11 protein-coding genes are annotated in these 13,071 nt (G+C 64.4%); 7 read left to right on the top strand and 4 right to left on the bottom strand.

The window, feature by feature from the left end; translation table 11 throughout:
- Positions 1-33: 33 nt before the first annotated feature.
- The gene (locus NYQ83_RS12795; protein WP_261215072.1) at positions 34-2,322 is read right to left on the bottom strand and encodes a putative bifunctional diguanylate cyclase/phosphodiesterase; all 2,289 of its coding nucleotides are present in this window, start codon (positions 2,320-2,322) and stop codon (positions 34-36) included.
- 208 nt (positions 2,323-2,530) lie between these two features.
- Here NYQ83_RS12795 and NYQ83_RS12800 point away from each other — a divergent pair, with 208 nt between their 5' ends.
- Positions 2,531-3,265 carry a sulfite exporter TauE/SafE family protein gene (locus NYQ83_RS12800; RefSeq protein ID WP_128290967.1) on the top strand — a complete coding sequence of 245 codons (735 nt, stop codon included), beginning with the start codon at positions 2,531-2,533 and terminating at the stop codon, positions 3,263-3,265.
- A 23-nt stretch (positions 3,266-3,288) separates the two neighbouring features.
- On the opposite strand, the gene NYQ83_RS12805 is transcribed toward NYQ83_RS12800, so the two are convergent.
- The 3 genes from NYQ83_RS12805 to NYQ83_RS12815 are packed head-to-tail and all read right to left on the bottom strand — an operon-like array spanning position 3,289 to position 4,807.
- A complete protein-coding gene (locus tag NYQ83_RS12805; RefSeq protein WP_261215075.1) occupies positions 3,289-4,059 on the bottom strand; it encodes a sulfite exporter TauE/SafE family protein in 771 nt (256 codons plus the stop codon).
- Positions 4,060-4,095: 36 nt separating this feature from the next.
- Complete coding sequence (locus NYQ83_RS12810; RefSeq protein ID WP_261215077.1) at positions 4,096-4,491, bottom strand: cell division protein ZapA; 396 nt, start codon at positions 4,489-4,491, stop codon at positions 4,096-4,098.
- A 4-nt stretch (positions 4,492-4,495) separates the two neighbouring features.
- Positions 4,496-4,807, bottom strand: coding sequence for a DUF4164 domain-containing protein (locus NYQ83_RS12815; protein WP_261215078.1), 312 nt, complete (start codon positions 4,805-4,807; stop codon positions 4,496-4,498).
- 255 nt (positions 4,808-5,062) lie between these two features.
- Between NYQ83_RS12815 and tkt the strand changes: the two genes are divergently transcribed.
- The 6 genes from tkt (at position 5,063) to NYQ83_RS12845 (ending at position 13,027) form a co-directional block, all read left to right on the top strand.
- Positions 5,063-7,063 (top strand): transketolase, encoded by a 2,001-nt coding sequence (tkt, locus tag NYQ83_RS12820; RefSeq protein ID WP_261215079.1) that lies wholly within the window; start codon positions 5,063-5,065, stop codon positions 7,061-7,063.
- Between the two features lie 9 nt (positions 7,064-7,072).
- Positions 7,073-8,077 (top strand): type I glyceraldehyde-3-phosphate dehydrogenase, encoded by a 1,005-nt coding sequence (gene gap, locus NYQ83_RS12825; RefSeq protein ID WP_128290963.1) that lies wholly within the window; start codon positions 7,073-7,075, stop codon positions 8,075-8,077.
- Between the two features lie 12 nt (positions 8,078-8,089).
- Positions 8,090-8,674, top strand: coding sequence for a putative glycolipid-binding domain-containing protein (locus NYQ83_RS12830; protein WP_261215080.1), 585 nt, complete (start codon positions 8,090-8,092; stop codon positions 8,672-8,674).
- A gap of 151 nt (positions 8,675-8,825) precedes the next feature.
- The gene (locus NYQ83_RS12835; protein WP_409976993.1) at positions 8,826-10,670 is read left to right on the top strand and encodes a potassium/proton antiporter; all 1,845 of its coding nucleotides are present in this window, start codon (positions 8,826-8,828) and stop codon (positions 10,668-10,670) included.
- A 69-nt stretch (positions 10,671-10,739) separates the two neighbouring features.
- Positions 10,740-11,939, top strand: coding sequence for a phosphoglycerate kinase (locus NYQ83_RS12840; protein WP_261215081.1), 1,200 nt, complete (start codon positions 10,740-10,742; stop codon positions 11,937-11,939).
- 59 nt (positions 11,940-11,998) lie between these two features.
- Positions 11,999-13,027 (top strand): class I fructose-bisphosphate aldolase, encoded by a 1,029-nt coding sequence (locus NYQ83_RS12845; protein WP_261215082.1) that lies wholly within the window; start codon positions 11,999-12,001, stop codon positions 13,025-13,027.
- Positions 13,028-13,071 lie beyond the last annotated feature (44 nt).

Genomic DNA, 13,071 nt, shown 5'->3' on the forward strand with positions numbered 1-13,071 from the left:
TTGGCTGAGATTCCCTAGCGCGAGCGGCCCGCCCTAGGCAGCCGCCTGCTTTTCTTTCCGCGATGCAAAAAGCCTGCCAAGCTTCTCCGCCGGCACCGGGCAGCTGATCAGGAAGCCCTGCACCTCGTCGACGTAGCCGTCCGCCATGACGATGGCGAGCTGATCGTCACGCTCGACGCCTTCGAGCGTCACGGAAAGCCCGAGCTCGGCGGAAAGTCGCGCCACGCCGCGCAGCATGATGAGACGTTGCGGATCGGCATCGAGGCCGGAGAGGAAGGAGCGGTCGATCTTGACCTTGTGGAACGGGTAGTTCTGCAGATAGGCGAGGCTCGAATAGCCGGTGCCGAAATCGTCGAGCGAGATGCGGATCCCCATCTCGGCGAGCTCCCCGAGGGCCTGACGCGTGCGCTCGGTCTGTTCGAGCAGCACCGATTCGGTGACCTCGATCTCCAGCCGGTCGGCCGGCAGCCCGGAATCCTTGAGCGCCGCCTCGACGGAGCGGACGATGTCGCCGCGGCGAAAATGCATGGGCGAGACGTTGACGGCGACGCGGATCTCCTCCGGCCATTGCACGGCCTGACGGCAGGCCTGCACCAGCGTCCAATCGCCGATCTCCACGATCAGCCCCATCTCCTCGGCGAGCGGAATGAACTCGCCGGGCGACACGATTCCCCGCCCCGCCCGCGGCCAGCGCAACAGCGCCTCGCAGGTGGAAATCGTGCGGCTGCGCACGTTGAGGAGCGGCTGGTAGTAGAGCTCCAGCTCTTCATTGGCGAAGGCGCTGCGCAGTTCCATCTCGAGCGAGCGGCGCTCCTGCGCGCGCACATCCATTTCCGGCTGGAAGACGCAGAACGTCCCGCGCCCGTTCGCCTTGGCCCGGTAGAGCGCCATGTCGGCATTCTTGATGAGTGCATCCGCATTCGAGCCGTCCTTGGGCGCAAAGGCCACCCCGACACTCGCACCCGCGACGATGCTGTGGCCGTTGAGCGCGTAAGGACGCGACAAGGCCGTGATGACCCGCGTCGCGAATTGCTCCGCCTGTTCGGCGTCGGTGACGCCGGAGGCGAGAAGCACGAATTCGTCACCGCCGAAACGGGCGAGAAGATCGCTCTTGCGGGTCATGGAGGCGAGCCGCCGCGCCGTCGCCCGCAGAAGGCTGTCGCCGACCGGATGACCGAGCGTGTCGTTGACGCTCTTGAAGTGATCGAGATCGACGCAGAAGACGGCAAAGGCGGAGTTTTCCTCGGCGCTCTTGCGCAGGAACTGCTCCAGCTCCTCTTTCAGGCGCACGCGATTGGGCAGCCCCGTGACCTCGTCGTGATGGGCCATATAGGAGATGCGCGCTTCGGTGCGTTTGCGCTCCGTCACATCCTCCGCGACGATGACGAAACCGCCGTCCTTCGCCGGCTCGCTGGTGAGTGAAATCGTGCGCCGGTCGTTGGTGACGATCTGCAGCGTTCGTCCGACCGTGAACTGCTCCTGCAAACGCTTCAGCTCCGAGCGCGAAAAGACGCCCTCGCGCACGCAGGCCTGGACGAGCTCGCCGATCGGCATGCCATGCCGGATCGATTCAGGTGAAAGACCGAGAAGACTGAGCGCCCTTTGATTGTGAACCCGCAGCTTTTGGTCGGCATCGATCATCAGCACACCATGCGACATGCTTGAGAGGGCAGCTTCGAGGCGCCCCGCAAGCAGCGTCATCACTTTTTCCGCACGCAGGGCCGCAAGCAGCGTCTCGCTGATGGAGATCGAAACGCCTCGCATGCTCCAGAAGAAGAAGGCGAGAAGCACGCCGAGCGCCAGATAAGGCGGCTCGCCCTCCACCACGAAACCGGTGACGAGCGGCAGACAGGCGAAAAGGATTTGCAGAGAAACGAGCTGCGGGCGGCCCGCATTGCGCCCGGCGATGCCAGCGGAATAGCCGATCGTCACCGACACGGCGACGAGTTGTGCGGTCACATCGTCATAATACGCCAGACAGATGTAGCACCAGACGCCGAGGAGAAAGGAGAACGCGCACGCCCCGATGCCATAGAGGACGTCCCACAAAACCGGCCGCTCCACCGGCAGCGTCTCGCCGCCGCGCTGGCGAAAGGCATAGGCCACCGCCACGCGGAGGAAGCCGACGACGGCAATGATTGCGGCACACACATAGAGAGGCAACCCACCGATCTGGATCGCCGTGACAAGGACGGCCGCCGTTCCGCCGATCGCTCCTGCGACCAGCGATCGCATCGAGCTGTAGAGGGAATTGACCAGCGAGACATAGATATCCGGCTCGGCCCGGCGGTCGATATATATGTGTGAACCGTGCTCCATCATCCTGGCTGTCGGACGCTCTCATGCTGACGATCGGACGGGAGGATGAAAAAACCGCTAAGCTCGCTCCATTTTGTCAGACCATATCCCGGTCGGCAACACTTCCAAGATTTTCCGCCATGCCGGCAGCCCGTGAGACAAGTGGGACGACAGCGCCAACGCCTTCGGCCTATTCGACAGGCCAGAGACAACTCACCAAGGGCGATCCACGTTGAACGAACTTCTTGTCATCTTCTTTTGTCTCGCTGCGGGCGGCACCATCAAAGGCGTCGCCGGCATGGGACTGCCGCTCGTGGCGATACCGGGCATTGCGGCTTTTCTCGACGTTCCTTACGCGATCGCCATCCTGACCATCCCGATCCTGACAGCCAACCTTTCGCAGGTCTGGAGGTTCCGCGCCCATAGCGCCGACCTCCCCTTTCTCCCGCGGCTCGTGGTGATGAGCCTGATCGGCATTGCCGCGGGCACCTTTCTCCTGACGAGCCTGCCCGCCCGCTTCCTCTCGCTCGGGCTCGCGCTCGTCATGCTCGCCTATATCGCGCTCCGCCTCCTGCACCCCCAGGTGAAGCTCGCAATGGCCCGCGCCACACAGATCGCCCCGGCCATCGGCTTCCTCGCCGGAACCCTGCAAGGCGCGACCGGCATCTCCGCCCCGGTCAGCGTCACCTTCATGAACGCCCTGCGTCTGGAGCGTCCGAAATTCGTCTTCGCCGTCTCCGTTCTTTTCACGAGCTTTGCCGTCGCCCAGCTGCCATCGCTCGCCCTCGCCGGCATTCTCACCTGGCAGCGCCTCATGCTCAGCATCGCAGCCCTCGTGCCGGTGTTTCTCGGCATGCGTCTCGGCCAATGGCTCGGCCGAGACATGAAACCCGGCAGCTTCGACCGCCTCATCCTGGCGATCCTCACCATCATCACAGTGAAACTCTTCGCCGACGCACTGTTCTGAGATCGCCCTTCCGGGACGCCCTCTCAGACCATCAGCGCCATGCCGGCATCGAAGATGAGCTTGAGGGAGACCAGAAGCACGAGCGCATAACTCAGCGCATAGAAGAACTTCGGCGACACCGTCTTGACCAGCCAGACCCCGGTCAAGGTCGCAACCGGCACCAGCGGCATCAAAACGAGGGAGGTTTCGAGGTTCGCCGCCGAGAACTGCCCGAGCATGAAATACGGCAACAGCTTGAGCGCGTTGACGACCGCAAAGAAGATCACGGACGTGCCCGCATAGACCGGCGGCGGCAGCCGCAGCGGCAGCATATACATCTGAAATGGCGGCCCGCCGGCATGCGCGACGAAGCTCGTGAAGCCCGCCACAGAGCCCCAGATCATCCCCTTCGCCGGCTGATGCGACCGCGGCGCCCGCTTAGCATCGCCGCCGAAATAGTGCCCGAGATAATGATCGAGAGAGAAAACGAGCCCGATCCCACCGACGATGAGGCGGATCTCCTCTTCGCCGATCGAGCCGGCGAGCACCCAGCCGATGCCGACACCAAGGGCGGCGCCCGGCAGCAGAATGGCGAGGCTCTTCGTCTGATAGACCCCGCGCCAGGCGTAGAGACTGACGAGATCCATGGCGACGAGGATCGGCAAGAGGATCGCCGCCGCTCGCACCGGATCGATGGCAAGCGTGACGAGCGGCACACCAAGCATCGCCCCGGCACCGCCGATCCCGCCCTTGGAAAGCCCGATCATGATGACGGCCGGGACCGCCACCAGATAAAAGAACGGATCTTCGATCACGCAGGAACGCGCAGCATCAGGCTCGCCTGCGCCACGTCACTCCTCTTCAGAGCCGGATGAGCCGTTGCTCGCCGAGCCGCCGCGCAGCGCCCGTGCAAGCCGCGCAATGCGGCGGCCAGCCCGCTCCATCGCGTCGCTTGCCTGGCTCTCCAGGGCTTCGAAGCGATCGAGGGCTTCGTTGCGGCTTTCGCGCAGTTCGGAGATTTCGCCTTCAAGCCCGGCGATGCGGCCTTCCGCCTCGCTCAGACGGTCGGTCATCAGCATCGCCGCCATGACGGTCAGGCGCTGATCGCCGATCTCGCCGACATTGGCGCGCAACTCGGTGACGGTCTGATCCAACCGCTCGCCGAGCTCCATGACGTGCTCTTCTTCGCCGTCCTCGCATGCGAGCCGGAAACGTCGCCCGCCGATGCTGACCGTTACGGTCGCCATGATGTCAGAAATCCTCTCCGAGAGCCGATTTCAGCTGAGCGATGGCGCGGTCGAGACGCTGGCCCACTTCGTGGTTGGCCCGTTCCAGCTTGGACGAGCGGTCGCCGGCCGCATCCAGCGCCTCGGCAAGTCGCGCCCTGTCCTGTTCGGAATCGTGAAGCTGCTGCACGAGTGTTTCGTGATGGCCGCCGCGCGATTCGCTGCGTTCCACCGCAAGCTCGAGCTCGCTCAGAGCTTTCTCGAAAAGCTCTGTCGCTTGCGCGAAACGGCTCGGCGCATGGCCGGGCGTCGAATTGGCTGGGGAAGCAGGATCCATGGCAGCACACTATGCACGTCTTTGAGCCAAAGGTTCACCCCCGAGCCGTCAAAAATCAACGGATTGGGGCGAAGAGGTTATGCAGCGCTTGAAAGAGCAGTCAACTGCCCAAGATGCTTGCTACGCAGCTGCTTCATGGCTGTGACGTTGACTCGCATTGAGAGCCGTGTATGTCTCGCGGCGCCCGCCGGACGATAAGAAGCGCGGGTCAGCGCCTGAACGGCCTGATGTCCGGCACCATCTCGGAAGTTTTCCATGCCAGAGGCCGAAAAGCACGCATCCATGGCCAATGCGATCCGGGCGCTCGCCATGGACGCGGTGGAGGCTGCAAAATCGGGGCATCCCGGCCTGCCAATGGGCGCGGCCGACATTGCCACCGTCCTGTTTACCCGACATTTGAAGTTCGATCCCACCGATCCGAACTGGCCAGACCGCGACCGTTTCGTGTTGTCGGCCGGGCACGGATCGATGCTGCTTTATTCGCTCCTCTATCTTCTCGGCTACGACGAGATGACGATCGAGGAGCTGAAGAACTTCCGCCAGCTCGGCTCCAAAACGGCCGGGCATCCGGAAGTCGGCGAAGCGCCGGGCATCGAGACGACCACCGGCCCGCTCGGTCAGGGCATCGCCAATGCCGTCGGCATGGCCCTCGCCGAGCGCATGCTGAATGCCCGCTTCGGCGACGGCGTCGTCGATCACTACACCTACGTCCTGTGCTCCGATGGCGACCTCATGGAAGGCATCAGCCAGGAGGCCATCGCACTCGCCGGCCATCTGAAGCTCAGCCGCCTGATCGTCATCTTCGACGACAACCACATCACCATCGACGGCGACATCTCGCTGTCGGATTCCACCGATCAGGTGGCGCGTGTGGAGGCTTCCGGCTGGAATGCGGTGCGCATCGACGGCCACGACCCCGAGCAGATCGACCGGGCGTTGACGGATGCGCGGCAATCGGATCGCCCGACCCTGATTGCGGCACGCACGACCATCGGCTTCGGCGCCCCCAACAAGGCCGGCAAATCGTCGGCCCATGGCAGCCCGCTCGGCGAGAAGGAAGTGCAGGAAGCGCGCGAGCGCCTCGACTGGCCCTATGAGCCCTTCCACATCCCCGCCGACATCCTCGACGCCTGGCGCATCGCCGGCCTCAGGGCGCGCCCGCGCCGCAAGGCCTGGCAGGAGCGCTTTGAAGGGCTCGACGCGGAATTGCGCGGAGAGTTCGCCCGCACCATGGCCGGCGACCTTCCGCCGCGCCTCGATCGTGCCATTGCCGAGCTGAAGCGGGAATATTCCGCCGAGCCGCCGACGCTCGCAAGCCGCAAGGCCTCGCAAGCCGTGCTGGAATGCATCGCCCCCGTCGTTCCCGAAATGATCGGCGGTTCGGGCGATCTGACCGGCTCCAACAACACCCGCACCAGCGAGATGAAGGCGGTGGCGCCCGGCGAGTACTCCGGCCGCTTCATTCATTGGGGTATCCGTGAGCACGGCATGGCGGCGGCCATGAACGGCATGGCGCTGCACAAGGGGCTGATCCCCTTCTCCGGGACCTTCCTGACCTTCTCCGATTACTGCCGGCCGGCCATCCGCCTCGCCGCCTTGATGCGCCAGCGCGTCATCTTCGTCATGACGCACGATTCCATCGGCCTCGGCGAAGATGGCCCCACCCATCAGCCGGTCGAACACTTGGCGGCGCTCCGGGCGATCCCGAACCTTTCCGTTTGGCGTCCGGCCGATGCCGTTGAGACGGCCGAATGCTGGCAGCTTGCGCTCACCACCTCGACCGGGCCGAGCGTCATCGTTTTGACGCGACAGGATCTTACGCCCTTGCGCGGTGAGTATGAGGAAGACAATCTCTGCCGGCGCGGCGCCTATGTCATCGCAGATTGCAGCGGTGACGCCGAGGTGAGCCTTTTCGCCACAGGTTCGGAAGTGGCAATCACCGTCGCGGCCAAGGATCTGCTTGACGAGCGGGGCCACCCCGCCCGCGTCGTCTCGATCCCCTCCTTCGATGTCTTCGCGCAGCAAAGCGATGTCTATCGTCAGGAAATAATCGGGACCGCCCCCTTGCGCATCGGCGTCGAGGCCGCCATTCGCCAGGGATGGGACGCGATCATCGGGGAACATGGCCTTTTCGTCGGCATGACGGGCTTCGGCGCGAGCGGACCCTACGAGGAGCTATATCGGCATTTCGGGATGACCGCTGAGGCGATCTGCGAGAAGGCAATTGCCCGGCTTGAACCAAAAGACACGGACTAGGAGACGCAAATGGTTAAGGTTGCCATCAACGGATTTGGCCGCATCGGGCGCAATGTTCTGCGCTCCATCATCGAATCTGGCCGCACCGACATCGAGGTCGTGGCCATCAACGACCTTGGCCCGGTCGAAACCAACGCCCATTTGATGCGCTACGACAGCGTCCATGGCCGCTTCCCGGGCGAAGTGAAGGTCTCCGGCGACACGATCGATGTCGGCCGCGGCCCGATCAAAGTGACGGCCGAGCGCGATCCGACGAAGCTCCCGCATGGCGAGCTCGGCGTCGACATCGTCATGGAATGCACCGGCATCTTCACCGCCCGCGACAAGGCGGCGCTGCATCTTGAGGGCGGCGCCAAGCGCGTCCTCGTCTCCGCGCCGTCCGCGGGAGCCGATCTGACCGTGGTCTACGGCGTCAACGACGACAAGCTCACCTCCGACCACGTCGTCGTCTCCAACGCCTCGTGCACGACGAACTGCCTCGCCCCGGTCGCCTATGTGCTCAACAACGCCATCGGCATCGACAAGGGCTTCATGACAACGATCCACTCCTACACGGGTGATCAGCCGACGCTCGACACGCTGCACAAGGATCTCTACCGGGCTCGCGCCGCAGCGCTGTCCATGATCCCGACCTCGACGGGCGCAGCGAAGGCCGTCGGCCTCGTCCTGCCGGAGCTCAACGGCAAGCTCGACGGCGTCGCGATCCGCGTGCCGACCCCGAACGTCTCGGTCGTCGACTTCAAGTTCGTGCCGTCGCGCTCCACTTCGGTCGAAGAGATCCAGGAAGCGATCCGCACCGCCGCCAATGGCGACCTCAAGGGCATCCTCGGCTACACGGACGAGAAGCTCGTCTCCTCCGACTTCAACCATGACAGCCATTCCTCCGTCTTCCACATGGATCAGACCAAGGTCATGGAAGGCTCGCTGTGCCGTGTCATGTCCTGGTACGACAACGAATGGGGCTTCTCCAACCGCATGAACGACACGGCGGTTGCCATGGCGAAGACCATCTAAGCCAAACCTGCGATGGGCGGCTTCCGCTCTCTGCCGGCGCGCGCCGCGCGCTGGCAACCCGAAGAAGGGATCGGCCTCGAGCATGTCAGCCTGGGGCCGGGCCCGACCGGATTCCTCATCCGCGGCACCGTCATCGGCGAGCGCGGCGGAATTCCTTACGGCGTTTTCTACCGCCTCAGCTGCGATGAGGCCTGGCGCACGCGATCGCTGATCCTTAAGGCCACGTCCGGACGCAGCATCGACATCCATTCCGATGGCCAAGGCCATTGGCACGAAGCCGACGGACGCCCGCTCGACAATCTCGACGGTGCCATCGACATCGATCTCGCCGGCTCCGCCTTCACCAACACTCTGCCGATCCGCCGTCTGAAGCTCGCCGAAGACGAATGCTCTGGCGTGCTCACCATGGCCTACGTGCCCTTCGACACGTTCAAGCCCGTCCGCGACCATCAGATCTACACCTGCCTCGAGCGGGGATCGCTCTATCGCTACGAAGCCGCAGATCGCTCCTTCACGGCCGAACTTCCCGTCGATGAGGACGGCCTCGTGCGCGACTACCCGACCTTGTTCCGACGAATTCCTGTCGACATTCCGTAAAGTGTGAACACCACAAGGCCTTGCCTTTGCCACACCCTCCCGCAACAAGGGATAGGGTGCATCGCCGTATCGGTTCACGGCGCGCAATGGCAGGGAGGGCGGCATCTACGAGCAGGGCATTTATCTCGTCATCCTGATCGGCACGGCGCTCGTGCTGGTCGCGGCTTTTTCGAGCCTCATCGCCTTCCGCTTCGGCGCCCCTCTCCTGCTCATCTTTCTCCTGATCGGCCTCGCCGCCGGCACGGACGGGCTCGGCCTCGATTTCGACAATGCACCCGTCGCCTATTTCGTCGGCTCGCTGGCGCTTGCCGTCGTCTTGTTCGATTCAGGTTTCCGCACGCCCGTCGCCGCCTTCAAACAGGCGGCACTGCCCGCCTTGTCGCTCGCCACTCTCGGCGTCGTGCTGACGGCAGGCCTCGTCGGGCTGTGCACGCATTACCTGACCGACTTTTCCTGGCTCGAATCCTTCCTACTCGGCTCCATCGTCGCCTCCACAGATGCGGCGGCCGTCTTCTTTTTGCTGCGCGTCGGCAACATCTCGATCCGCGACCGCGTGCGCTCCGCGCTCGAAGTCGAATCCGGCTCCAACGATCCGATCGCCATCTTCCTCACGCTGACGCTCGTCTCGGTTCTCGCCACCGGCGAGGCGATCAAGCCGCAACAGCTCGCGGGCGACGTCCTCACCGGCTTTCTCGTACAGATGGGGCTCGGAGTCGCCGGCGGCCTCGTCGGCGGGCGGCTCATCCTGTGGCTCGTCGAAAAGCTCGAACTCGACCGCGGCCTCATGCCGATCTTCGTTCTGGCGCTGTCTCTGATGGTCTTCGCGGCCGCCGGCGCGATCGGCGGCTCCGGCTTCCTCGCCGTCTATATCGCCGGGCTGATCGCCGGCAACGCGCGGCTGCGTGCCGCCGCAAGCCTCCTGCGCTTCCAGGATGGCATGACCTGGCTTGCCCAGATCATCATGTTCCTGGTCCTCGGGCTCTTCGCCACGCCGTCGCAATTTCCGATCATCGTCGGCGACGCGATCGCCATCGGGCTCTTCCTGATCTTCATCGGCCGTCCCCTCGCCGTCTCACTTTGTCTCATTCCCTTTCGCTTTCCGCGTGCAGAGACGGCGTTCGTCTCCTGGGTCGGCCTGCGCGGCGCCGTTTCCATCCTGCTCGCCATCACGCCCCTCATCTCGGAGATCCCGAACGGCCGCGCCCTCTTCAACTTCGCCTTCATCATCGTGCTCGTCTCGCTCATCGTGCAGGGCTGGACGGTCGGCACGGTCGCGCGCCGCCTCGGTCTCGTTCTGCCGCCGCGGCTCGGACCGCTGGAGAAGGTCACGCTCGACCTTCCCGGCACACGCCATCACGAACTCCTGACCTACCGCGTCATCGCCGACAGTCCGGTGGCGCGCGGCGAGCGCATTCCGCGCTGGGCGCGGCCCTCGCTCGTGCTGCGCAACGGCAGCTCCCTCTCCTTCCAGGATGCGGGACGCCTCCAACCGGGCGATTACGTCTACATCGTCATTCCCGGCGCCTTTCCGCATCTTCTCGACCGGCTTTTCGCAAGCCGCGCCGAGCTCGACCCGCAGGATGTCGAATTCTTCGGCGATTTCACCGTCGATCCGCAGCGTCCGGCGCGCGAATTGGCGGAGGCCTATGAGTTGGAGCTTGCCGCTGAAGAGACCGATTGGACGATCGCAGAACTCATCGCAGCGCGCGTCGGCGGCACCCCGGAATATGGCGACCGCGTCGCTCTGGGAGATATCGAACTCATCGTCCGCGACGCCGATCCGGAGGGCCGCATCGCTTCTGTCGGCGTATCCCTCGACCCGCCGAAACCCTCAGAAAGCATCGTGACGATGTTGAGCGTGGGCGGGATCTGGCACTGGCTCACCACCCCCTTCCGGCGCCGCAAGCCCACCAGGGAGAAGCGCAAGAAAGTCCTCCTGGACGGCCTGCCAGAGGATGTGGGAGGGGCGCGCGCAGCCCCCGCCGAGGAAGCTTGAGCGCCGCTTGCCTTCGCCCGTTCTGCCTGTATGTTCCCGGGCGAATATTCATACGATGGGGGAAAACTCATGGCCAGTTTCCGCACACTTGACGATGCGGGTGACATCACCGGCAAGCGCGTTCTGCTGCGTGTCGATCTCAACGTACCGGTCCATGACGGGCGCGTCACCGACCGCACCCGCATCGAGCGGGTGGCAGGCACCATTCGCGAGCTCTCCGACAAGGGCGCGCGCGTTGCCCTCCTCGCCCATTTCGGCCGCCCGAAAGGCAAGCCCGTGCCGGAGATGTCGCTCGGCCAGATCGCCGGCGATGTGGCCGAGGTGATCGGCAAGCCCGTGGAATTCTGCGAAGATTGCATCGGCGACAAGGCGGCCCACGCCATCGACAGCCTCGGCAATGGCGGCATCGTTCTTCTGGAGAACACCCGCTTCTATGCGGGCGAGGAAAAGAACGACGCCGACTTCACCGCCGAGCTCGCCAAGAACGGCGACATCTACGTCAACGACGCCTTTTCGGCCGCGCACCGCGCCCACGCCTCCACCGAGGGCCTCGCCCACCACATGCCGGCCTATGCGGGCCGTGCCATGCAGGAGGAGCTGGAGGCTCTTGAGAAGGCGCTCGGCCGCCCGAAGCGTCCCGTCCTCGCCATCGTCGGCGGCGCCAAGGTGTCGACCAAGATCGACCTTCTCGCCAATCTCGTGAAGAAGGTGGACGCCCTCGTCATCGGCGGCGGCATGGCGAATACGTTTCTGCATGCCAAGGGCGTCGCCATCGGCAAGTCGCTGTGCGAGGCGGATCTTGCCGAAACCGCCCGCCGCATCATGACGGAGGCGGCCTCCTCCGCCTGTGCCATCGTGCTGCCGCAGGACGTCGTGGTCGCCAAGGAATTCAAGGAGAACGCGGCTTGCGAAACGCTTCCCCTCGACAAGGTGCCCGACGACGGCATGATCCTCGACGTCGGGCCTGAGAGCATCGCCGCCGTCAACGAATGGATCGACAAGGCCGAAACCCTCGTCTGGAACGGCCCGCTCGGCGCTTTCGAGACGAAGCCCTTCGACAAGGCGACGGTCGCCTGCGCCCGCCATGCGGCGGAGGCCGCCAGGGCCGGTTCTCTCATCTCGGTCGCCGGCGGCGGCGACACCGTCTCCGCCCTGCATCAGGCAGGCGTCGCGGACGATTTTTCCTACGTTTCGACCGCCGGCGGGGCCTTCCTGGAATGGATGGAAGGCAAGGAACTGCCGGGCGTCACGGCCTTGAAGAAGGCCTGATCGGCCCAACATTGGCCACACCGGCCTGCATCCTGCGGGCACTTGGAACGGAGGATTGAATGACGGAACGCCTCGAAGACATCGCCAACAAGATGGTGGCGGAAGGCAAGGGCATCCTTGCGGCCGACGAAAGCACCGGCACCATCAAGAAGCGCTTCGATACGATCAGCCTCACCTCGACGGAGGAATCGCGCCGCGACTACCGCGAAATGCTGTTCCGCGCCGACGCGATGAAGGACTACATTTCCGGCGTCATCCTCTTCGACGAAACCCTCCGTCAGGCGGCGCGCGACGGCACGCCGTTTTCCAAGATCATTCAGGATGCGGGCGCGGTGCCCGGCATCAAGGTCGATCAGGGCGCCAAGGACATGGCGCTCTCGCCGGGTGAAAAGGTCACGGAAGGCCTCACGGGTCTGCGCGGCCGCCTCAAGGAATATTACGAACTCGGCGCGCGTTTCGCCAAATGGCGCGCCGTCATCACCATCGACGGCCCGCTGCCGTCCTGGAACTGCGTCAAGGCGAACGCCCATGCGCTCGCCCGCTATGCGGCGCTCTGCCAGGAAAACGGCATCGTCCCGATCGTCGAGCCGGAAGTGCTGATGGATGGCGAGCGCGCCAAGCACGACATCGACCGCTGCTACGAGGTCACGGAGTGGACCTTGAAGACGGTCTTCACCGAGCTCTACGACGCCAATGTCATGCTGGAAGGCATGATCTTGAAGCCGAACATGATCGTGCCGGGCGACCATTCCGGCCAGAAGGCAAGCGTCGAAGAGGTCGCGGAGAAGACGCTGCGTTGCCTCAAATCCTGCGTGCCGCCGGCCGTTCCGGGCATCGCCTTCCTCTCCGGCGGTCAGTCGGACGAACAGGCGACGGCACATCTCTCCGCCATGAACGCCATGGGCCAGCTTCCCTGGAAGCTCACCTACTCCTATGGCCGCGCCCTGCAGACGGCAGCTCTCAACGCCTGGGGCGGCAAGATGGAGAACGAGGCCGCCGGTCAGCGCGCCTTCAACCACCGTGCGCGCATGAATTCGCTTGCGGCGACGGGCCGGTGGAGCGAAACGGAGGAGAAGAAGGCCGCCTGAGGCCTCTCTCAAACAATCGCCGAATTTGCGACGTTGAGGAGGCG

This window comes from Afifella sp. JA880, from assembly GCF_025379905.1.
Lineage (GTDB): Bacteria > Pseudomonadota > Alphaproteobacteria > Rhizobiales > Afifellaceae > Afifella > Afifella aestuarii.